Source organism: Rhodococcus baikonurensis (assembly GCF_040489275.1).
GTDB classification, from domain to species: Bacteria; Actinomycetota; Actinomycetes; order Mycobacteriales; family Mycobacteriaceae; genus Rhodococcus_F; species Rhodococcus_F baikonurensis.
On sequence record NZ_JBEUOQ010000007.1, the window covers coordinates 352,643 to 373,836 of the forward strand.

Genomic DNA, 21,194 nt, shown 5'->3' on the forward strand with positions numbered 1-21,194 from the left:
GGAGTCGGTCTGCTCTGATTGGCCGATGAAGCGAATCATGCTCGGTGTCGCGATTCCACTTGCGCTCACGCTGACTGCGTGTGGCGGGGCAGTGGGCGACGCCGAGCCGCGCGAACTCGCCTTTACGTGTGACGACGCGTATGCATTGCTCGAGGCATTCGGAACCGTGGAAGCGACGTTGGCACGGCTGCAGAGCCCTGGATGGAACGACGTACCGGCTCTCGCTGATTCAGACAGCATGTGGGCTATGTACACACCGCGACAGCAGACAGTGGTCGTCAATTCACTTCATGCGGCGGCGCGAGGTACGTGTTGATCCGTGATCGGCTGCCACCGGCTCTCGTGACACGCACCTGGCTCGACGCTCGCCTGGCGAGCCTGTGTCGTTGTGGACGAAGCTCCCACTGACCTCGTCAACCCTCGTGAGAGGGAAGCGGGTCGACGAATTTCCCTTCGGAACGCAGTAAATGTTCGGCCGCCAAGATCAACAGGGAGAAGGATTCGTAGGAGAGTCCCTCGGTTGCACGCAGCAACCTTTCGGGCGCCGAAATCGACCGGTCACCCGCCGAATCCTCGGATCGCTGCGCATAAAGCACGGTCGAGAGTTCTCGTTGATCGACAACCCGACCTGTCCTGTTCGCTTGCTCGAACATGGTATTCAGCCGCTCGACCAGAGCCTCACCCTCAGCTGATCGAATCGTGTTGCTGAACAGCCTGTTTCCGTGATCGTCCATAAAACCAGGCGCGATCGAGTTCTTGATTGTCACAGTACGTTCTCCGTTACTTTGGTCCGTGGGATCAGGGGTCCAACCCGGCACAGTTCGCCGAATCCGTGTTGCGGCGCACAGCGGCGTCACCACCCATCGACAGCACACCGATATCCCCCGGCGCCCGTCGGCGTCCGGTAATGCGGCCTCGAAGTTGCTGTTGACTATCAGCATGTCGTTACACTTTATCAACAAATGTAACTCTTCGACAGTGTTTTGTTCCGATTGCCCGGTTTTTGCATCCGATCGAGGTAACTACTGAGCACTCGCGGACTGCGGATTCCACGATTGACAGAGCACGGAAAAACGACAATCGAGCCCGAGTCACCACCGAAGCACACAAGGATGGAATCGGAACAAAGAAATGTTTCCTGTCACCCTGATCAAACAACTGAACGAGACCGAACACAAAGTCCTCGACGTTGAAAGCCCTCGTCCGACAACGCTTTTCAGACAAAGGAAATGGGCCCCACACTTGCGGGGCCCATTTCCGTTTCTATTCCTCGCATTGAGTGGGTACCGACGGTCTGCTCCCGGTCAACGCGTCGATGAAACGTAGCGTGTATTGCTCGGCAGTCGAACGGATTTCGATCGTTCACGTTGAACGCAGTCTCGGACTGAAGTCGGCTGTCCATGATGGGGCCGGTGATCACACCTGTGGCGTCGGACAACCGAGCTGTAGCTACACGTACGATCCCAAGTCGCATCCAACCCCGAGTCGGAACTTGCAGTCGCCAGTTCTAACGCGGCCATTCGGGCCCGATGCCGCCTGTTGGGGGCAGCCGAGCCGCGGGGGGACGGCTCGACTGCCTTGTACCTACACCGGTAGGCACATCTAAAGCGTGACACATCGGCACGTTGAGCACATACGCCGAAATACCTGAATAGGTACCTGCTTTCCTTCATCGTCCGACATGTCGCTGCCTCGGTCTCACCTAATGGCACTGATCCTCCGACGCTGTCAGGGGTTGCGCATCCGGTTCCGAGACCTTCACCTTGCCTGGGATCGACGAAGGTGCGACATTTCTTGGGTAACTACCAAGGATCACTCAATCGCACCGTAGGCGCGTGCCTCGCGATTCAAGCCCGACAACCAGTGGGCAACTGCCCTTGCGTTTGCATTCTGGTCTTCGACAAGTGTCATTGAAGTCGGAGCAACAGGGCTCACGGCGCCCGAACGTGGGGCGGGCGGGGCTCGAACCCGCGACCAATGGATTATGAGTCCACGGCTCTAACCGACTGAGCTACCGCCCCATCCGGATGCGATGCATCGCGGCGAATCCGAATGTTACCGGCACATCCGACGCGGATCACAATCGGGCAGGCGGTGACGCGTTGCACTCTTTCGAGTCGAGTCTTCCAAGGTTGGTCGGCACAGGCGCGTTGAGCCGATACCGTGGGAGTGCACACCCCACGGAACAGGATCACCACATGAAGCTTGCACTGACCGAATTCAAGAACTCGAAGGCTACGATCCGGATCATCATGTCCGACGGCGCGAAGCTGAACGGCACCGTCACCGATTTCACCGAAGACACTCTCGTTCTCAATTCTCCGAACGGTGTCTACTACATCAACCCCAGCCACATCATCCGACTATTCGAGCCTTCGGATCGCGCAGCGAAGTAAGCGCACCGGCCGATCAGTTCGACGGTTTCGCCGAAAGCCCGACGCAAGCACTTGCGTCGGGCTTTCGGCGTATTAGTCGCCGACGTCTTCGAGTCGCATTCACGGGCACTGATGACGCCTACCCTCTACGACATGGCGAACGGCAGCGGACGACCCGAACTCGTTCTGTTCGACTTGGGTGGCGTGCTGTGTCGATTCGAGCCCGATCGTCGCGCCGCAGAACTGGCAACGGCTATCGGCGTCGCTGAAGACGAAGTCCGTGCACTCGTGTTCGCGTCCGGGTTCGACCAGGAATGCGATCTCGGCCTTCACTCCGAAACCGCGATCCTGGAACGTTTTCGACGGCTCGGGTTTTCTGGTGACCGCGACGACCTACGCCGAGCCTGGGCGATGGCCTTCGTCCCGGATCGCGCAGTCATCGATCTCGCAATCGCGCTTCGAAGCGAGGGCGTCGTGGCCGCCACGCTCTCCGACAATGGACCTGTCCTGTTGGCCGCCATCGAAAGTGTTGTAACTCCATCGGCAATCGACAAGCATGTTTTCTCCTGCATGCTCGGAGCTACCAAACCCGCCCCTGCGGCCTTTGTGGCTGCGCTGGAGTTTCTCGATGCGCGTCCACAGCAGACCTTCTTCGTCGACGACAACCCGGTCAACGTCCTCAGCGCTCGACGGCTGGGAATTCTCGCAGAACAAGCAAACAACGCGACAGACGTCGAATCGGCACTTCGATCGGTGGACCTGCTGCGAGCGCACTAGGTCAGACGAATACAAGAAAGCCCCTCACCTGATTTCTCAGGTGAGGGGCTTTGCTGCTCCCCCGGCTGGACTCGAACCAGCAACCGTCCGATTAACAGTCCAGGTCAAAGGCATACTGGGGCGGGACTAGCCGGGGGAATCTAGGAATCTCGGGGGCAAGCGGGGGCCGTCGGGGGTCACCGGCGCACGAGTTGTGACAACTACGTGACAATTTCCTATTTGTGTCTCTGATGGAAGTCGGCGACGTCAGGTATCGCGCACAACTCTTCCAGACTGGCCTTCGGTGAACTGGCGACCAAACTGGCGACGGCCTGTGGAGTATCAGCCACGAGGGTGATGTCGTCGTCGCGCACGAAGGTCGCGAACTCGCTCATCTGTCCGGTCTCGTCCACGTCGAAGGTGAACCCGGCGTACCCCCACGAGAAGTACGCAGTTCTCACCGGATCTCTGCCAGGCAACCGAGCGAACGGTTCGGACATGTTCTCAAGTACCCAGCCGCGGGCGTGCAGTTCACTGAAGGGGTAGATCCCCAGGATTCGAGTAGCCAATGGAATCGCCATAGCGGCATGGTGCATTGGACTACCGACAAAGTTTCCACAGTGTCCGGACTGTCTGGTATGTATTTGCCATGAAACGAACTCTGCTTGCTGTGATCGCAGTAGCTTGCCTCGCTGCTGGATGCTCGTCCACTAAAGCCGGAAACGCCGCAGAGCCCTCAGTCCCGGCCGGCCCAACGCAGGCAGAGTTCAGTGTTCCCGTAACGATCGTCGCCCCGATGGATCGCCCTCTTGGCACAGTCACTTTCCTGGAGATCGAAACGACCCCGCACTGCACCAAGAAGTACGGAAAAATCCAGAAACCGAAAGGCATCTACGTCGCAGTCAAGATGCAGGTCGAGACGACTGCAAATCACAATGAAAACGAATTCATGCGCACGACCGGCCGCGATTTCTCGGAGATTACACCAGCTGGAATCACAAAGAGCGCTGACAGCAACGAGTACAACTGCCTCGAAGAACGCGACGAGTTCGACACGTCGCTGCAGCCGTCAAGCAAGTACGAAGGCTGGGTCCTTCTGGACGTAAGCGACAGAAAGTCGAAACTTTCATATCTGCCTCAGTACGCACCGCCCGGGACGAAGCCTGTACTTCTCCCTCCTATCGAGTCGTAGTTCCCTCAAACACAACGAAGGCCTCACCATTTGGTGGGGCCTTCGTCGAGTTTGAGACCGGTAAGTACGGTTCGGGTGATGCTTGCCGGTTGCGGCATGCGATGATTCCCGGACCACAAAGATCAGCCCCGGCGGATGCGGCAAACACCCCCCGAGGCCCGGCCGACGAGGTGGAGCTCATCGACAACGCAACTGTATCTTCGACGTGACAACATGAGGCGAACTCGTGTGAGTCTTGGCAGCCAGGTGCAAGAATTCGATGATCAGATCCGACCATGGAAGGAGGCGTGTAGACGTAATGCAAACAACAAATGCTCCGAACACACAGACCGACATCCGGTACCGGTCGGGGATCTGCACCGCGAAGCAGGCGGCCGCGCTGTCGTCGATGCCTCCGAACACAGTGCACAGTTGGACAAAGGCAACGAAGACACGGCCAGCCATGGTTCACACAGTGGAGAACGAGCGCCGAGGGTGGCCGACCGTCCCACTGGTGGGCCTGGTCGAGACGTGGTCGATGCGGGCTCTGCGAACTGCGGGCATCCCAATGTCGAAACTCGTGAAAGTCGCGGAAGACTTACGTCAGGAGTTCTCGGACCCCTACGTGCTTGCACGGCCCCTGTTGTTCACCGACGGTATCGACCTCTATCGACGCCGACGCGGGGACCTGTTCCGCGTCGAAGACGGACAGCAGCCAATCGAGCAAGTGATCGAAAAGTATTTGCAGAAGATCGAACTGGACTCCGACGAACATCCGAAATCCTTTCGAATCTCTCTTTCCGAGGGGATCGATCTGACTCTCGATCCGCGTTTCAACGGCGGGCGCCCATCTCTTCTTCGCAATCGAGTGCCGGCCTTTGCCGTCCTGGGTGCGCTGGAGGCTGGAGAACGACCGATAACCGTCGCCGCCGACTACGACCTAGAAATTGCGGAGGTACTGGCAATTGAGCAATCGGCGAGGAAGCTCAGCAAAGTCGCGTAAGCCGGTTGTGCTTCTAGATAGGTGCATTCCATCTGGAGTCGGAAAGGCTCTTACGCACTTCGACATTGAGTACAGGACACTCGACGATATTTATGGCGTGGGCGTCGGGCAAGAAATCGAAGACGTTACGTGGATCGAAGACAGTGCGAAGCAGGGACTGATCGCACTCACTCAGAACTTCCGCATTGCCCGCGTTCAGCACGAAGCTCAGGCGATACGTGAGCACGGGGCCCGAGTGCTTTCGTACCACCGAGCATCGCTAACCAAGGAATCCAAAGCGCTGATTCTGGGCCGCCACTTGCAGACAATGCGCCGTTTGCACGATCACACCGGGCCTGCGTTCTGGCGCGTATCACCTCGGGACGTTCTTCGTGACATCTAGCCAAGCGCCCAACATCGAAATGTTGGGGCTCCTGCGTTTTCGGATGTAATTCCTTGGCTGAAAATAGATCAGGAAATATACCGGCCACGCTGTAGTCATTGCGTTTTCCAGACGTAGTCGACGCGGTGTGGGTCGAGTCCGTCGCGGCCTCGCCGGTCGGTGGGTTTGACGGTGAGGTGGTCGACGACGATGGACACGACATCGCGGCGTCGGCGTTTATCCGCTTCCTCCCACCACTTCACGATGTCATCCCCTGACGGTTCGGGGAGGTCGATGAGGACTTCCCGTTGCGCCATCTTTAGTTCGGTTGCGGCGATGTTCGCGCGGACTCGGACAGTGCCGGCGCGCATGGTTTCGCGATCAATGAGTCCGTCGGCGAAGTCCTCCCCCAGCGCGGTGAACCGGGCATTAAGTTCTGCGACCAGGTTCTCGCCTTCCTCTCGGGAGCCGAGTTCGTTGATCGACTTCGTCAACGCCTTCCGGTACTTCGGTGACGACAACCGCGCGAGGACCCGCTCGATGACGTCCGCCTCGAGCAGTTCAGCTTGGACGGAGACGATCGAGGGGCAGTCACTGCTGCGGGTGGAGCAGGCGTAGACGGTTGGTCGGCCGACGGTTGATGCGGCGTACATGGGTCGGCCGCAGCCTCCGCACCTTGCGAGCCCGCCGCCGAGGAGTGCGACTTGGGTTCGGTCGCCGGTGTACTTCGCGCGCTCCGGATCGAGAAGCAGTTCGCACAGCCGTTTGTAGGTTCGGGGCTGCAGGATCGGTGGGATGGTGGTCGCGACGAGTTTGTCGCCGCTCTGTTTCTTTCCGATCATGCGGGGGTTGGTGAGTGCGCGTTTGATGGTGATCGGTTTCCACGCTTTGCCGGAGACGGTGGAGATGCCTTCGGTTTCGAGGTGGTCGACGAGTCCGCGGAGTGAGCCGCCGTCGAGGAGGGTGGTGGCCATCATGCGGATGACTTCTGCTTCCTCGTCGATGGTGGCGTCATTCGTATCGTTCCAACCGTATGCACGACTCACTGTGTCCCCTTCGTCCACTGTATCTACCGCAACTGTAGCGGACACGAGAAAGGGGCGAGACCACAACGGCCCCGCCCCTCGCCCCGCCAACTAGATCAGTCGCGGTGCTCGGTGAACGATCCCGTCGGGTTCAGCACCGGAGGCGCCACCGGCGCGACACTGGGAAGGCCCTTCGCAGAACCTAGATTGATCGTCAGCAACGACGTCAGCACCGACACCGCCACCGCGGTCAAAGCAATGGTCAGCGATTCAGGCCAGTTGATGTCCGCGATACTGCCAGTCAAAGGGATCGCTGCAACCAACGAACCTGCGCCGGTCCGTAGTGCCCGGTCAGCTAGGTCGATGACGAAGTTGCCCGACGTGATCGCGGTCGCCGTCGATATCGCAAGGACAAGCGACACGAGTGCCGCGAGGCCCGCAGACCCGAGCAGTGCCGGCCACGACACCGAAGTGATAGTGACACCGGCACCGAAGAAGATCAGCAAGTTCTGGATGAACGTCTTGCTAGTTCGGTCGAGGACGTCGAGCCAGAACGATCGGGTGTTGATGCTACCCAGCGCCGCTGTGGGCGTGACAGATTCGTGATGGGTCATGTTCATGCTCCTGGTTTCGGGTCGATGGTGCCTTTGATACCGGCTGCCTGTGCGAGTGCGGCGACCGTGTCGGGGAGGGTCCGGTTTCCGAGGATCTTCAAGCCCGGGTAGGACTTCTGCAGATCCACGACCTTGCGCTCCGGGTCCTTGTAGTGGAGGTCTCTCGATCCGGTGACTTGCTCTCGGAGGTCTTTGACGTCCGAGATGACCGGCGCGAGATAGCCTTTGATGAATTCAGTCAGGTTCGCTACAACCCTGTCTGCGTCTGCGGCACTCAAACCGTCCTCCTGGTTGATCTTGTCGCGCGCGATCTGCAGCACGACGTCGTACGGGAACCCGACACCGGGATCGGTGTGGTTCGTTTCGCCCCACGCTCGGGCGGTGTCTCCGTGTCCGCAGATCCCTTCGGCGCCGGCACGGAGTTGATTGGCATCGACCTTCTGGAGGGCGATGTAGTGCCGCACTGCCCAGTCGGCCCAGATCTCACCGAGGGAGTCGAGTTGCGCTGGCCTGGAGAGCCATTGCTCGCGAGTCTCTTCGGCGTATCCCATGGCGCAGACGTGGAGGCCTTTGCGGTTGGAGGTGGGGCCTGCCGCCCACGGGATGTAGTCGTCGTCGTTTGATCGGCCGATCCGGCCGTCGCCGTGGACGATGAGGTTGTAGGACGCTTCGGAGATCGGATTGGCGCACCAGTCGAGGAGTCCCTCGAGTGAACCGAACGCTGGTCCTTGATTGGTGTGCTGGCAGATGTGTGTGCAGGTGTTCGGGTCGCGCCAGCCGGAGTCGTTGCGGGTGAGCACGGTGACGTCGGCGATGAGCTGCTTGTCGCCCTTCGTCTGCGGGAGCGGCGGCGCTGTCGATGTACCCGGTTGTCGAGCATCTCGTAACCAGGTGGATGGGTTCTGGTCGGCGCCACCGAATCGGCCCGGTGGACCCCACACCTCGAAATGCAGATGCGGCCCACTGGATTCACCTTCCGAACCGACGCGGGCGATGACCTGCCCCGCCGTGACAGTGTCACCGGCCCGGACGAGGAGATCGCGTGCAGCCATATGCCCGTAGACAGTGTCGACGCCGAGTTCACGCTGATGGTCGAGGACGATCCAGTTACCGAAACCGGTTGCGGGACCAGATCGCACGACGAAGCCATCGGCTGCCGCGTAGATCGGGGTGCCGAATGAGGCTGGAAAGTCCACACCGCGGTGGTCCGGCCTGCCTGCACTGCGGTAACCCGAACCAACGGATCCGCCCTTGATGGGAACAACCTTGCCTGTCATACCTTCTCCTGACATCGGGCCGCTTGTTAGCCAGCGACGGGCGGGGTTCCGGGGTCGATGGTTCCCTCGTGTTCAACTTCCGAGGAGTGCTTGAGCACGCTCAGCCCGGACCACAACGAGCCGCCGTAGAACCAGCGCCAACGACCGGTGAACAATTCGACATGCACGGTGTAATCGGCCTCTGGCACAACGACGAACAGATCACCCTTGACGCACGCCTCGCCGTCACCGACCCGAGTCAGATTCGCCACGCCGCCGTCATCCTTGTGGGCCACTGCATCTGCGGCGCGGCGATAGAACTCTGACCCGTGCGGATCTCGAACAACGATGTCGAGGTTAATCTTGTCGAGCCCGGTGTATCCGGTCTGTCGCCCTTTGGTCTGAGCTTTGATCTCCCAGAGCCCTCTGGACTTGAGGCGCACTATCTTCCGGTTGCCAAACTTGGGATCGGCATAGAGTTCGACGCCTTCAATCGGGCCCTGCTGGGTGTCGAATTCCATCACTCGCTCGGTGGCATTGTTGATGATGCCGATGAACTTGTTTTGACCGGCGACCCACGAGCCGTAGCCGATGATGCCTTCGAGTTTCTGCGTGGTGCTTTGCAGGTTGTTGATGACGATTCCGCGGGACTGAATTTGCCCGAGTGGCGAATTCGGGTCGAACGGGCCACCGCCGAAAATTGCGGTCGCGATGTTGTCCAACACTTGCCCGATGTTGAAGAAACCGCCGAGCAGACGCGTGAGGAGGTTTCCTCGCGCGCCTTCAGCCGCGTCACGGATCTCGCGATTCCGGCCGCCGCTGAAGTTATACGGGTCGACGTTTTGGAGACTGTGAACGGTGCTCTTCGTGTACGCCTTCTGCGGAACATAATCCGGGACGAGGGAGGGGTCTTTCGGAACGTCCCACGCCATCAGAGTTCACCCTCCCCACGTACATGCGGGTCGGCCTGCTCGAGCATCTTGTCGGCGATCTTCTTCTGCTGAATCTGAAACTCCAACGCCGCCATCTGATCCGCGTTGTAATCGGAGATGTCGGCGACGAAGATCTGCTCGTCCGCTTCTTCCGCCGGAACGGGATCCGGTGTTGCGACGGGAACCCACAACACGCGATCGGAACCTGTCGCAGTCAGACTCTCGCGATCAGGAACCGCCTTATACAACGGCTCCTGCGGCGGTGAGCATCCGAGGTTGTCGAACACATGGATCGCCAACAGGTGCTCGACCTCCGGCAAACCCATGTGCAAACCGGGCAGCCCCTCCCCCATCGGAATGTCCTTGAACAGGTCCGCAAGCGGATGCCGGTCCTTACGCGCCAACACGATCCCCGTCCGGCGATCCCGGATGATCCCGTCCTTGTCAGCCTTCGCCACAGCCACGCTCCTTACGGTAGTCACTGTTCACTGTATCTACCGATTGTGAATTCACGACGAAACTCCCACTGCCTGAAGCATTGCCTTCAACCCTTCAACCTGCCGCGACAACATCGCCCCGGGTGTCTGCTCCTTCCGATCATCGCCAATCGCGATGTCGTACCGCGGATCCTGATCTCGGCTCCACGACAACTTCAGCCCGTACACATGGTCGATGTAGTAGGTGCCGCGCTTACCGATCTCCACCGCGGTCCGGTCACCGAGATCGAAATGCTCGCCGACGCGCCACGGCGCGAAGTTGACCACCGACACCTTGTACGAGCGGTACGCCTTCGTCTTGTCGAAGCCGGCACGGATAGCCATCAACGCCGACAAGGACGCACCGGTGCCGCCGGATGCTTCCCACCATTCGCCGTAGCCCGGGCCGCGGATGCCCATCCTGTTCTGCCGCATCGGATTCGCCATCCGATGGAACGCGAGCACGACGTCTTCGATCACCGAATCGAAGATTCCCAGCGCGAGGCCGGCGTTGCCGAACATCGCTCCGATGTAGCCGAGGATCGCATTTGCGATGAGCTTCAGACCGGCGTTCACCCAGTCAGGTGAGTGGCCGCCGGTCACGATCGCACCAGCCAACGCCTTGTGGACAGTCGCCTGCCACTGCCCGATACCCGAGACTCCGGTGCGTTGCGCGTTGCGCCAGGTGACGAACGGGCGTTGCGGGTTCGTACCCAGGTGCCCGGACAGCGAGTACTCGGGCGGGTTCGGTGCGCCGGTGACCTCGGTGACCACCTCGTTGATCAAATCGTCGGCGATGTCGGTCACCAGATGAAGCAGGCCGTCGAAGATGTTGCCGTTCTTGCCGCGGTACCCGGACTTGTCGACGACGTCGATCGTGAGCGTCGGCTCGGTCAGGATGAAGTGGTTCGGCGCCGGTTGCGGCATCCCCGGGAACCAGCGCTTCACGACAACCTGCAGGCCCGCGTCCGCGAGGACCGGTGCGATAACGTCGTGCAGATTCCCGAATCTGGTCGTGATGACCTGCCACATCGACGTGTCGCCGAAGAAGTCGCCGGGAATCACGACGATCGGCCAGTTCGCGGGATTCAAGTTCGACGCCCACGACGACGGATCGAACAGATTCTCCGGCAGTCCCCACAGTGGCCCGAAGCGGCGCAGCAGGTTCAGGAAAATCAGGGTCTTGATTCCGTAAATCGAGGGTCCCGCGTACGCCCAAATCTTGGGCGCCTGTAGCTCCGCCGGCAGCAGTGGATTCGAATAGCAGGTGATCCGCTTGCAGTGCTGGTACTCGTGCTGGAACTTGATGTCGATGTACTCGAACCCCTTGTCATCACCGCGGTTGGTGATCGACACGGCCTTGCCTGTCCACTCCTTGCCTGCCATCTGCACGCGAATGTGAAGGTCCTCGTCGTCGCCGAGTTCCTCGATGATCCACTCGCGGACCTTGTGATTGCCGAAGAGTGTGAGGTCACCTTCACCGGTGTCGTTCAGCTTCTCTTCGAAAGACGCGGTGACCTCGCCCATGATTGGGACGGGGTTGCGCCAGTTCTTGTCGTAGAGGGTGATCTTCGGGCGCGAGCGCATGATCGAGATGCGTTCGATGGTTCGTTGGCGAATGGCCTTCCGAACTTCGTCCGGTGTCATCAACGTGGTGGGCATCAGCAGCCACCTCGAAGACGGTAGGCGTAGTTGTCTCTGTGTACCGATATTGAAGTCACAAAGCCTCGCCTCCGAAGTAGCGGTCCCACTGCTGTACGGCGTAGACACTGAGCTGTGTCTGCGCGGTGCCGCCTTTCAACGTGACGGGAAGCTCGGCGCCGACAGTGTGTGGTGGCAGCGCGTTGTTGAAGTCGCCCTGCAGGTTCGCGACCTCTTGGCTGTCGTCGAGGGCCTCGAGTGCAATCTGCATCGGGTTCGTCTGGACGTGGAACTGCTTGCCGGCGCCCAGTGGTGGCAGCGGCACGTAGATGCGTTGACCTGCCGAGGTGTGCCATTTCGGGTACACACCCAGCGCATCGGGCAACGTGAACGTCGACGTCGTGGTCAGCTCGCTCGAGGCGTACTCGAGCCAGCACTCCTGGTCCGCCATGTTGTCGATCACCAACGTCCGCTGACTGATCCGGTTCGCGCCCGATCCTGTGCCAGTGTCAAAAGTGACGGTGTCCTGCAAGGTCCGCGAATACCAGTACGGATCGCACGCCAGCAACGTCAACGACCACTTGTACTTCGTGGTCAACCCCGGCCCGCGGCTGAACAGGTCTTTCGGGGTGCGTTCCAAACGGACGGTGATCTCGCGCCAGTCGTCCTCGCCGGGGCCGAAGTAGAAGCGCAACACGAAGTCCGGGCGCTTCCCCTTCGGTGGCTTCATGATCTTCCACAGCAGGGTTTCGACCTGTACGAATTCAGCCCAGTTCCGGCCTTGCACGCCGATGTCGCAGTCGAGGATCCGTTCCTCCACGCGCGGATAGTCCGACGGTGTCGACCCAGCTTGGTACGCGTAGTTCTCCCGGATCTGGGTGATCGGGGTGTGGTAGAAACCCGAATACCCTTCCAGCAGTGAAATACCCTGTCCCACAAAGTCCGGTCCGAAGATCGGCACGGTGACGATGTCCTGCTCGAACGTCGGACTCGTAGGATCGAAGTCGCGCATGATCAACAGGACGGGATAGCCGCCGTTGAAGTCGGGGTCACAGTTGTTCATCAATAATCCATTCCCCTAGACCGGCGTCAGCGTCGCGAGACCCTGGCGGGCAGCGCGTTCCATCTCGGCGGCGAACTGTTGCGGTGTGCCGTTGTAGCCGTGGAATTCCTGCGTGATGTTGTAGGTGTCGCCTCCACCGCTGTTGGCGGCGCGCATCGCGTTCGCGGCGCCCTGATCGACTGCCTCACCCCACCGACGTTCCAGCCCGAGCGGTGATGCGAACTCGCCGCCGATCTCCTTGAGCGCGTTGATCCCCCACGTGCGAATCTGTGGCCCGAAGTCCTGCCGCGCGAGCCACGCATTCGCGCCCTCAACGCCACCGCGAGCGACGGTGTCGTTGTAGTACGTGTCGTCATAGCCGGTGTTGTTCGGATCGAACGCCGTTGGCGGACCCGACGCAGATGCCGCGATACTCACTTCCGGCGCAGGAGCAGTCACACCGCTCGACACCGATGCCGCTGTCGCCGCGTTCGTCACCGCATCGCTCGTGATCTGACGGAGCACGTCGATGAAGTCCGGCCGCTCGAGCACCGAGATCAACCGCTCGAAATCAGCTGTCATCTCAGGAGAGAGGACCCGCTCAGGCTGCAACGTGAACTTCGGCATCAGACCGATACCGTTCGCGATACCGCCCTGGTCGTAGCCGTGTCCGTGGCCGATAACGCCGAGCAGGCTATCGCCGTATTTCTGTTCGCCGTACCGCGCCATGGCGTTCGTCATTGCCCACGGGTCGCGGCGGTTGTCCGGCAGTGCGGGGTCACGGTATGCCTGCCACGTTGTCGGAATCATCTGCCCCAGACCGACACCGGCAGCTTCGCCCGTTCCATTCACATCGACGATCTGCTGAGCGATGTTCGGGTCACCACCGGATTCTGTGTGAATCTGCCGAACCCAGGCATCGATCTTCTCGGGTGTCGGATCGTAGCCCTGGTTCTTGTAGGCATCGATCATCATCTGACGCCACTGCTCAGCACCCGCGCCCGGTTCGAACGATGCGCTACCGGACTCGGTGCTTGCTTGAGCGTTCATGGCGCCTTGGACAGCATTCTTCATTGCCGCCGTGATGCCGTTGAACATCGATTTCGGTAGTTGCCCCATCATCGACGGCCCGAAATCCGGGATTCCCGATCCGATGGTCGAGGTTGCCAGGTCGAATGCGGCGGCTGCGGGCTTGTAGACGGTGTTCAGGACGCTGCGGATCGCCCGGCCGATGCCGCCGCCGGACCCTCCACTGGAGAACTGTCCTGCGAGTTCCTGCAGGGTGTATTGCAGTCCGAACATCGAGTTGTCCGAACCGCGGGCAGCGCCACCCCACTGAACGCCGTTGTCGCCGGACGACTCCGCGTTCTTGCCGTCGATGGTGCCGGCCATGTGTGAGTTCTCGCCGCCGCCGCCGCGCATGATGCCGACTGTCACACGCCCGTTCAGGCCTGGCTTCCAGCCCATCGACTCGAAGTCGGACTCCGTATTGAACAGACGTCCCGAAGTGGCTGGGCGCCCGGACAACTCGTTGACAATGCCCGACCAGAGTCCCGAGCAGTCCCATGAAGGATCGCCGATGCCGCCGTACTGGTACGGCTTTCCGTGCTCGTGCTGCATGAAGCCCTTAGCTCGAGCGACAGCCTCGTCAACCGATCCGCCGACCTTCATGCGGATGCCGGTGAACATCCCCTCAGTGAGCACCTTCCCCTTGGCGACCTGGGGATTGCTGTTCAGCATCTTGAGGTTGTCGACGCCGATGGTGTTCACCGCCGAGGCCCGCATGACGAACTCACCGTTGGACAGCATCGCGGGAATGCGGTCGTCGGTCGGACCACCGGCTCCAAGAACATGACCGCCCGTGGCGTACCGCTGCACGAGGTTCATGCCACCAGGAGCCTTACCGGCACTGGGCGTTTCGATCCGAGCCACGCCATCCCACTGATCGAGCCCTGGGATCACACTCGCGACCGCGTTCCACGCCGTCTTCAGGGCACCGTTGATGACGTTGTCGATGATCCAGTTGATAGGACCGGCAGCCTTCTCCTTCAGTCCTTCCCAGATGTTTCCGATGGTGTCGACGACCGTGCTGAAGAATTCCTTCAGGCTCGTCAGCGCTGATTTGACGTCCTCGAATCGATCGGACAGGAAGTCTTTCGCTTTCTGCATCGCATCTTTGGCCTGTGTGAGCTTGTCGCCCCAGGTCTGAGCGAAGTTCCGGATCCCTTCGATCACGAGCGGTAAGACGTGCTCGGCGATCCAGACAATGGCCTTCGTCAACGGAGGGAGAATCGTGTTGACCAACCACACGATGACGTCGATCAACTTCGGCAACAAATCCGCCGCGATCTGAACCAACTGCGGAATGAACGGAGCGATCGCCAACACGATCTGCGAGAACGAATCGATCAACGTCGGAAGGACCGGCATCAACTGGATCAACGCATCTGCAATCGCCTGCCCCAACTGCATTGCCACTTCAGCGAGGATCGGTGCCAACTGCTCGAGCACCGGCTTCATCCCGTCAAGCCACTGCTTGATGACCGGTCCGAGTGCATCGAAGATCGTCTTCAGCGCAGGCGCAAGGGCCTGCACCAGAACGGAAATCACTTCCGCGGCCATGGGAAGTATCGGCGCAAGCGCATCGACCAGCGAAGCGAACGCTTCACCGAGTGGACCGATAGCCGGCGCGAGGGCATCAATCGCGCCCACGAGCGCAGTGCCGACGGTCTGCAGAATCCGGGACAGCGGCGGAATCAGCGGAGTGAGCGCTGCACCGAGCGATTTCAGCAAGTCCGCGATCACCGGCATAACCGGTGCCAGACCGTCAGCGAGCGAGGAGATGAACTCCGACAATGTCGGGAGGATCTCGATCAGCGCATTCCCGAACGAGACCCCCAACGCCCCCAGTGACGGTGCGAGCATCGCGATCGACTCACCGAACGTCTGCAACAGCGGCCCGAGAACAGGTCCGACGATGTTCCCGAAATCGATGAGCCCACCGAGCAACGCGTTCAAGCCGCCGCCGAGGCCATCCATCATCGTCGAGAAGTGACCGATGAGCTCCGTCAACGATCCGTCGGCGAAAGCCTCGGTGAAGGCCTCACCGATACTGCCCATCAGATTGCCCAGTGAATCGCCGAGCTGCCCCATCACCGGTGCTGCGGCATTGCCGATGTCGAGGATGCCGGTTGTCAGTGCCGCCAATCCTGGCTGCATGGCCGTGATCAGATCGGCGGTGCCGGCGAAAATATTTCGCAGACTGTCCTGTGCACCTGACGATCCCCAGAACGCCGCGAACTCCTTCGCTGCCCCGTTGATCGCAGTACCGACCTGCCCCATGCCTTCCCTGAGCATCGGCATCGACGTCGTTGCCAGGTTCGTGAATGTCACGTCAAGCCCAGCGAACATGTTGTCCTGAACGGACTTACGGACCGCTTCCCACTCCGGACCAAGTTCGCGCATAGCCAACACGAACGCCCGCGCATTCGGAGACAACTTCGCCAACGCCTGCGCAGTCTTGTCGGCCGCGCTGGAAGTGGAATCCATCGCTTCCTGCAGATCCGCCTGCGCCTCCACAACGGCCTGCTGAGCATCCGCCACACCCACTTGAGCGTCGGCAACACCCTGCTCGGCGTCCTTCACCCGGTCCGCGGCGTCGATCACCTTTTCCTTCGCCGCGACAACCTGATCGGACTGCTCGACACCCTTCTCAGACGCTTCCCGCGCTTCTTTCTCGATGTCGGCGTTGCGCCGCATCGTTTCTTCCTGGCGACGCAGAGCCTTGTCGACTCCGAGGGCAGCATCGGCACGGTCAAGCGCGGACGCAGCGGGATCAGCGAACGTCTTGTCATACGCCTCACGCGCGCGAGCAAGAGCCAGTTCCGCATCCCGTTCGTCGATCGCGGTGCCCTTGAGTGCGAAGTTCAGATCCTCGATCTGACGAACCGCGTCTTCACGAGCCTGCGACAGATCTTCCTGCGCTCGCTGTGAGTCCTTGTTCGCACGCGCGACGGTCTTCTCTGCAGACTCCAAGCCTCGGTTGGCTTGCTCGACACCACGGTTCGCCTGCTCGACGCCCTTGCCTGCGGAAGCGACCTTCTTCGCCTGAGCTTCGGCATCAGCTGTGGCGGATTCCGTTTCAGCACTGAACGCGGAGAAGGCGTCGCCGATACCCTTCATACCGACCAACGTCGTAGCCAACCCCGCTACACCCGCGAGCCCGACAGCACCCAAGCCAGCAACAAGCGCGCCCACAGCGCCGGCCGCGATACCCGCGGCGCCACCAATAGCGCCGATCAACGCGGAAATACCTGCGATTTTTAGCCCTGATACGGCAACCCGACCCAACGACCGCGAGAGTCGGTCGTTGTCACGTGCGGATCCGGCAGCGCCGCCGCTTCCAGCTCCGCCGCCAGTCGTAACGATGTTGACTGTCTGCGTGACTGGCCGAGTCAGGAAGGCTAAATGTGCACGGAACGCTGCTTCGTTGCCGACTTCCAAGAACACCGGCGCGGTAATCCTCGCCGACCGAAGCCGTGCCTCGATCCCAGCGACAAACGACTGGATGCTCCCTGCGTCGAGCGTTACCCTGACGTTCGCTTCAGGCAAGTTCTGGATTGCTCTTCGCACGTCGGCGTGGAATCGGGACGTGTCCGCGCGCAAGGAAACGTCTGCGGCGAACTTCATCGCCTTGAGCTTTTCCCGCGTCTCTCGCGCGAACAGACCCGTATCAGCCTTGAGATCGACCTTCGCAGCGAGTTTGATCCGGTCGAAATGCTTCTGCGCTGCTTTCGCTGCTTTCTCCGCAGCGACACGGACACGACGCTCGAACTCAGAGCCGACATTGCCCCAGCGAAGCTCAGCTTCGACAACGGCTTTTGCGTACGGGGCTGTCACGCCGGGGGCTCCTCGGGATCACACAGTGGTGATGCCCGGCCCATAGCCAGCAGCAAAGTTCTATATGCAGGGTATCTGTACCCGGCGGGTTTAGCGGAAAGTCACCGCTGGTGTTGGTTCGCCAACTCAAGCGCAGCCATGAAGTCGTAGCCCTCAGCCTCGTTCGCTTCGGTGGTTGATTCGTCGGTTCGGGACTTCAGCAAGATGCGAGGCGGTTCAGTGGTGAGGTCCGAGTAGAACGCGGCACGCTTGTCCTCGTCCCCCGAAACCCACTTTGTGAGGACAGATTTCGCTGTGTTCGTTGCCGTCGCAGGTGGCAGCGAGATCAGATCAACGCCGCGCATCTGCAGCTCTCCGTCGATCTCGGCCCAGGCACCGAGCACCCGCCACCAGATTTCCTGCACTGTCCATCGCGGCATTCCGAACCAGGCCGCTACGAGCTGATCGGCAACGTCGTTGAGCAAGTCGTTCCCGACCGGTGACTCGAAATCCATTACCTGCTCGTACAAGAACCTCTCGTCTTCTGAATTCTCGAGTGTTCCGAAGACAACGTGAATCGGGCTGTGTGCCATCAAAAGGCTCACCAACTGCACGAGCGGAGGCCGGGTCACGTGCATGACCCGGCCATCCAATTTCCATGCTGTGGGGTCAGAGCCCCACGGTTCAGCCACTACCTAGCGGCGGTTGCGTCCGGCGAGCTCACGACGCTGCGCTCGGTTCAACTGCGGAGTCCAACGATCGATCAGTGCGAGGACAATCTTCTCCAGGATTGCCTGGTCGAAATCATCTCCCGGCGCCATCAACCGATCCTCGATGTACATCAACGACGCGTCGTCGAAGACGTGCGTGATGAGACGCCACACCGCGTGAGCCTTGTCAGCTGCGTTGGAGGACTTCGACATTGCACCGATCAGAAGGTTCCACGCTGCTGGTTCGGGCCGGAATGCGATCAACTCTGTGCCGTCGACGGAAAGGACTTCGGAGTCCGACTTGTCCCGCGCCGGCGCAGTCCGGCCCTTGGTAGTGAACTGCAGCTCTTCGGGAATCGGGTTCTCGTCGTCCTTGACCGCGGCGAGCTTGTCGAGTTCAACGTCCGGGGTTTCGAGGATGTCGACTGCTGCTTCGACTTCGGCGACGGTGGGGTTGCCGTCAGCCTGTGAAGGCTTGGTAGCAGTTTTGCGTGCGCGTGGAGGCATTGGGATTCCTTAGCTGGTGACGGGGCGGATGGTGACGCTGGTGGTGCCGAGAACTGTCTTCAGTGCTTCGGTGAGGAACGGGTTCGGTGGGATTCCCTTGACGGACTTCGCGAACACGAACCCGCCTGGGCTGCGGGACATGCCGCGTGGCATCGGCCCGAAGATCTTGGGCGTCGGGAACTTCAACGCCTTCGCCGACACCGGGACGATCGGCTTCTTGTGCGGGCCGTAGATGCCGGTGCCCTCATGGATCCACTTCGCCCGCTCGAGCGGGGAACCGACCCGCATCCGTGCAGTTCGGCCGACGAGGGTCACGTGATGAGTGATCGACGAGCGGAGCTGCCCGGAGTCGACGGGGCAGTCAGCGCGCGCGTGGTTGACGACTTGCCGGCCGATGTCGTTCATCCGCGCCATGGCGTCGTGCGCGAGGCCTTGCTCCATCCGTTCCCGGTACATCACCACGTGGGAGGGCATTAGCTGCTCTTTCTCCGGGGCCGGGTGGTCTTCGGTGGTTCGTTGTCGAGCTCGGTGTTCAACTCGGCAATGGTGTCGGCGGCATCGGTACGTGCCTCAGTCAGGTTTTCCTGCGCCGCAGTGGCATTCGCCTGAGTATCGGCGAGATTCGCCTGGGCGTCAGTGAGGATCTTCTCCGCGTCCTGACGTTCCTCGGACGAGGAGTCCACGTCCGCATTCACAGCCGCAACCTTGTCCTGGGCGTCGACGACGTTGCCTTCGGGAACGCTGTCGCGGTAGGTCACGTACGGCTGGCTCGGGTCGGTCCTGAAGGTGTCGATGGAGAACTCGGAAACCGACTCGAGTTCGGTTAGTCCTCCGTGTTTGATGAGGTTGTCGACGAACGGAGTGCGCTCGCACACGAACTCGGCGCCCTCCGCCCAATCGACTGTGGTCTGATTCGCACGAACATGCACAGTGGTCATGAACCAGATCATACGGCGGACACAGTTGAACTGTGCCTACCGATCACAATTCGATGCGAGGATCGCCATCCAACGGTGCGAATACGGAATCGAATTCCGGGATCACCGCATCGCACGAGCACCACAAGTCCACACCGACAGTGACCGTCATCGAACCGCCATGGATACCGCCCGACGGGCCCCGCGGAATCCACGGACCGCAGAAGAACTGTGTGCCACGATCGAATGCACATGAAACTGCCCGCATCATCGCTCGTGCGTCATCGAGAGTGTCACGTGCGAGCGAATCCAGTTCCTGCAATTGAGGCATCGAATTATCTGACGTGCCGCGATAACAACGAAACACCACCACCTCGAGGTCTGCCACGTACAGGACAGATTGCGACGCATCGATCTGTGCGGGATTCAATGGCGCCGGGAACGCGACCGTCGGATAGATCTGTCCCGGCCGAACGAATGCCGTCTCACACCCGTACGCGGGCACCATGTCCCCTGTATGCACTGCCGCGTACTCAACCTGGCCGGCGCGCGTCGATTCGAGTCGCGATGTCAGTTCGTTCAGCAGTTGGGTGGCTTTGCCGTAGACGTCCATCAGCGGATCCTCGCTACGCGCGGCGAATCAGGGGAATAGACCCGTGGCCGAGACTTCACCTTGTGCGGATTGGTGGCGGCGATCCATTGGTCAACCGACGCAACGCCAGTCAACCCTTGCTCGAACAGCACTGCCGCATCGACCAACTGAATATCCACGCCTTGACGGGACACGTGCTGTGCCCGATCCGGGAGCTTGCACGTACCACCCTTGCGGGCCCGCAGGAACTCGACGGCGAGATCACCGGCCGCCAGCTGCCCGGCAAGTGGAACTTCGATGCCTTGTTTGTACGTCACCGTGAATGCGCCCACGGCGTCGTCGGGGACGGTGAGGTTCTGATCCTGTGGCCACACCCCAACATTTGTGCGGATGAGCCATCGATTGTTGCGGATCAGGTACTCCGACGGGTCGAGGATTTCGCCGTCGATCATCACCTGCACGATCGAATGCACCGGCCCGGGCAAAGCGACCTCGGATGGGTGATTACATCCGTCAGCGCAGCCGCACGAACCTGGCATCCACGAACCCGACACCAGTCCCGGGAACCAGTCGGCGCCCGAACCCGACCGCCCGCGGTACGTCGAATAGTCAGTGGGACTGAAGCATGGGCGCACCGTCACCTCACACAGTCCAAACACACGACCGGTCAACGCCCACAAGATGTTCGTCGCCAATGCACTCGGTGTCACCTTCTCGTCGTCCGTGGCGTCAGTCCATTCCTTCGCCGACGACTTCACCGGCCACTCACACGGTCCGCTCACAACATGCCCTTCTATAGATACGGGTATGGCGGGCACCAGAATTGGTGCCCGCCATCTCACAGGGACTGTCTGAATAACGGTGGATCCGGTCCTTGATTCAACACGCCGAGCTGAGCTTGGCGGGAAGGATCGACGATGACCGAAACACTTGATCCC

General features: G+C 60.6%; 22 protein-coding genes and 1 tRNA gene. 6 read left to right on the forward strand and 17 right to left on the reverse strand.

Annotated elements, in window-relative coordinates:
• Positions 1-25: 25 nt before the first annotated feature.
• Positions 26-316 carry a hypothetical protein gene (locus ABWI03_RS19055; RefSeq protein ID WP_298781043.1) on the forward strand — a complete coding sequence of 97 codons (291 nt, stop codon included), beginning with the start codon at positions 26-28 and terminating at the stop codon, positions 314-316.
• A gap of 97 nt (positions 317-413) precedes the next feature.
• Here the strand turns inward: ABWI03_RS19055 and ABWI03_RS19060 are convergent, their stop codons facing one another.
• Both ABWI03_RS19060 and ABWI03_RS19065 read right to left on the reverse strand, forming a co-directional pair.
• The gene (locus ABWI03_RS19060; protein WP_166810573.1) at positions 414-767 is read right to left on the reverse strand and encodes a hypothetical protein; all 354 of its coding nucleotides are present in this window, start codon (positions 765-767) and stop codon (positions 414-416) included.
• 1,180 nt (positions 768-1,947) lie between these two features.
• Positions 1,948-2,021, reverse strand: a tRNA-Ile gene (locus ABWI03_RS19065).
• Positions 2,022-2,198: 177 nt separating this feature from the next.
• Between ABWI03_RS19065 and ABWI03_RS19070 the strand changes: the two genes are divergently transcribed.
• The gene (locus tag ABWI03_RS19070) at positions 2,199-2,396 is read left to right on the forward strand and encodes a hypothetical protein (protein ID WP_003941659.1); all 198 of its coding nucleotides are present in this window, start codon (positions 2,199-2,201) and stop codon (positions 2,394-2,396) included.
• Between the two features lie 132 nt (positions 2,397-2,528).
• Entirely contained in the window at positions 2,529-3,152 is a 624-nt protein-coding gene (locus ABWI03_RS19075; RefSeq protein WP_298781050.1) for an HAD family hydrolase, read from the forward strand.
• A gap of 215 nt (positions 3,153-3,367) precedes the next feature.
• Here the strand turns inward: ABWI03_RS19075 and ABWI03_RS19080 are convergent, their stop codons facing one another.
• Positions 3,368-3,712, reverse strand: coding sequence for a hypothetical protein (locus ABWI03_RS19080; RefSeq protein WP_353798781.1), 345 nt, complete (start codon positions 3,710-3,712; stop codon positions 3,368-3,370).
• Positions 3,713-3,780: 68 nt separating this feature from the next.
• Here ABWI03_RS19080 and ABWI03_RS19085 point away from each other — a divergent pair, with 68 nt between their 5' ends.
• From ABWI03_RS19085 to ABWI03_RS19095, 3 genes are all read left to right on the forward strand, one after another.
• Entirely contained in the window at positions 3,781-4,323 is a 543-nt protein-coding gene (locus ABWI03_RS19085; protein ID WP_353798780.1) for a hypothetical protein, read from the forward strand.
• 298 nt (positions 4,324-4,621) lie between these two features.
• Positions 4,622-5,305 (forward strand): DUF433 domain-containing protein, encoded by a 684-nt coding sequence (locus tag ABWI03_RS19090; protein WP_353802310.1) that lies wholly within the window; start codon positions 4,622-4,624, stop codon positions 5,303-5,305.
• A 7-nt stretch (positions 5,306-5,312) separates the two neighbouring features.
• Positions 5,313-5,687, forward strand: coding sequence for a PIN-like domain-containing protein (locus tag ABWI03_RS19095; protein ID WP_353798842.1), 375 nt, complete (start codon positions 5,313-5,315; stop codon positions 5,685-5,687).
• 95 nt (positions 5,688-5,782) lie between these two features.
• Here ABWI03_RS19095 and ABWI03_RS19100 read toward each other — a convergent pair whose 3' ends face one another.
• The 14 genes from ABWI03_RS19100 to ABWI03_RS19165 all read right to left on the reverse strand — a co-directional run bounded on the left by ABWI03_RS19100 (position 5,783) and on the right by ABWI03_RS19165 (position 21,038).
• A complete protein-coding gene (locus ABWI03_RS19100; protein WP_353798778.1) occupies positions 5,783-6,712 on the reverse strand; it encodes a recombinase family protein in 930 nt (309 codons plus the stop codon).
• Between the two features lie 95 nt (positions 6,713-6,807).
• On the reverse strand, positions 6,808-7,305 hold the full coding sequence (locus ABWI03_RS19105) for a holin (RefSeq protein ID WP_353798777.1): 498 nt from the start codon (positions 7,303-7,305) through the stop codon (positions 6,808-6,810).
• A 2-nt stretch (positions 7,306-7,307) separates the two neighbouring features.
• Positions 7,308-8,582 carry a peptidoglycan DD-metalloendopeptidase family protein gene (locus ABWI03_RS19110; protein WP_353798776.1) on the reverse strand — a complete coding sequence of 425 codons (1,275 nt, stop codon included), beginning with the start codon at positions 8,580-8,582 and terminating at the stop codon, positions 7,308-7,310.
• Between the two features lie 26 nt (positions 8,583-8,608).
• A complete protein-coding gene (locus ABWI03_RS19115) occupies positions 8,609-9,493 on the reverse strand; it encodes a hypothetical protein (protein ID WP_353798775.1) in 885 nt (294 codons plus the stop codon).
• On the reverse strand, positions 9,493-9,951 hold the full coding sequence (locus ABWI03_RS19120; RefSeq protein WP_353798774.1) for a hypothetical protein: 459 nt from the start codon (positions 9,949-9,951) through the stop codon (positions 9,493-9,495). The genes ABWI03_RS19115 and ABWI03_RS19120 overlap by 1 nt, the downstream gene beginning before the upstream one ends.
• A 51-nt stretch (positions 9,952-10,002) precedes the next feature.
• Positions 10,003-11,631: a Gp37-like protein gene (locus tag ABWI03_RS19125; RefSeq protein WP_353798773.1), complete on the reverse strand. Its 1,629-nt coding sequence runs from the start codon at positions 11,629-11,631 to the stop codon at positions 10,003-10,005.
• Positions 11,632-11,686: 55 nt separating this feature from the next.
• Positions 11,687-12,673, reverse strand: a complete 987-nt coding sequence (locus tag ABWI03_RS19130; RefSeq protein WP_353798772.1) for a hypothetical protein — start codon at positions 12,671-12,673, stop codon at positions 11,687-11,689.
• 15 nt (positions 12,674-12,688) lie between these two features.
• A complete protein-coding gene (locus ABWI03_RS19135) occupies positions 12,689-17,551 on the reverse strand; it encodes a hypothetical protein (RefSeq protein WP_353798771.1) in 4,863 nt (1,620 codons plus the stop codon).
• Between the two features lie 101 nt (positions 17,552-17,652).
• The gene (locus ABWI03_RS19140; RefSeq protein WP_353802311.1) at positions 17,653-18,162 is read right to left on the reverse strand and encodes a hypothetical protein; all 510 of its coding nucleotides are present in this window, start codon (positions 18,160-18,162) and stop codon (positions 17,653-17,655) included.
• A gap of 63 nt (positions 18,163-18,225) precedes the next feature.
• Positions 18,226-18,747, reverse strand: a complete 522-nt coding sequence (locus ABWI03_RS19145; protein ID WP_197941455.1) for a hypothetical protein — start codon at positions 18,745-18,747, stop codon at positions 18,226-18,228.
• Between the two features lie 9 nt (positions 18,748-18,756).
• A complete protein-coding gene (locus ABWI03_RS19150) occupies positions 18,757-19,221 on the reverse strand; it encodes a hypothetical protein (RefSeq protein ID WP_351641377.1) in 465 nt (154 codons plus the stop codon).
• A complete protein-coding gene (locus ABWI03_RS19155) occupies positions 19,221-19,685 on the reverse strand; it encodes a hypothetical protein (RefSeq protein ID WP_353798769.1) in 465 nt (154 codons plus the stop codon). The genes ABWI03_RS19150 and ABWI03_RS19155 overlap by 1 nt, the downstream gene beginning before the upstream one ends.
• Before the next feature lie 43 nt (positions 19,686-19,728).
• Positions 19,729-20,277, reverse strand: coding sequence for an MACPF domain-containing protein (locus tag ABWI03_RS19160; protein WP_351647253.1), 549 nt, complete (start codon positions 20,275-20,277; stop codon positions 19,729-19,731).
• Entirely contained in the window at positions 20,277-21,038 is a 762-nt protein-coding gene (locus tag ABWI03_RS19165) for a hypothetical protein (protein WP_197941459.1), read from the reverse strand. The genes ABWI03_RS19160 and ABWI03_RS19165 overlap by 1 nt, the downstream gene beginning before the upstream one ends.
• Positions 21,039-21,194: the final 156 nt, after the last annotated feature.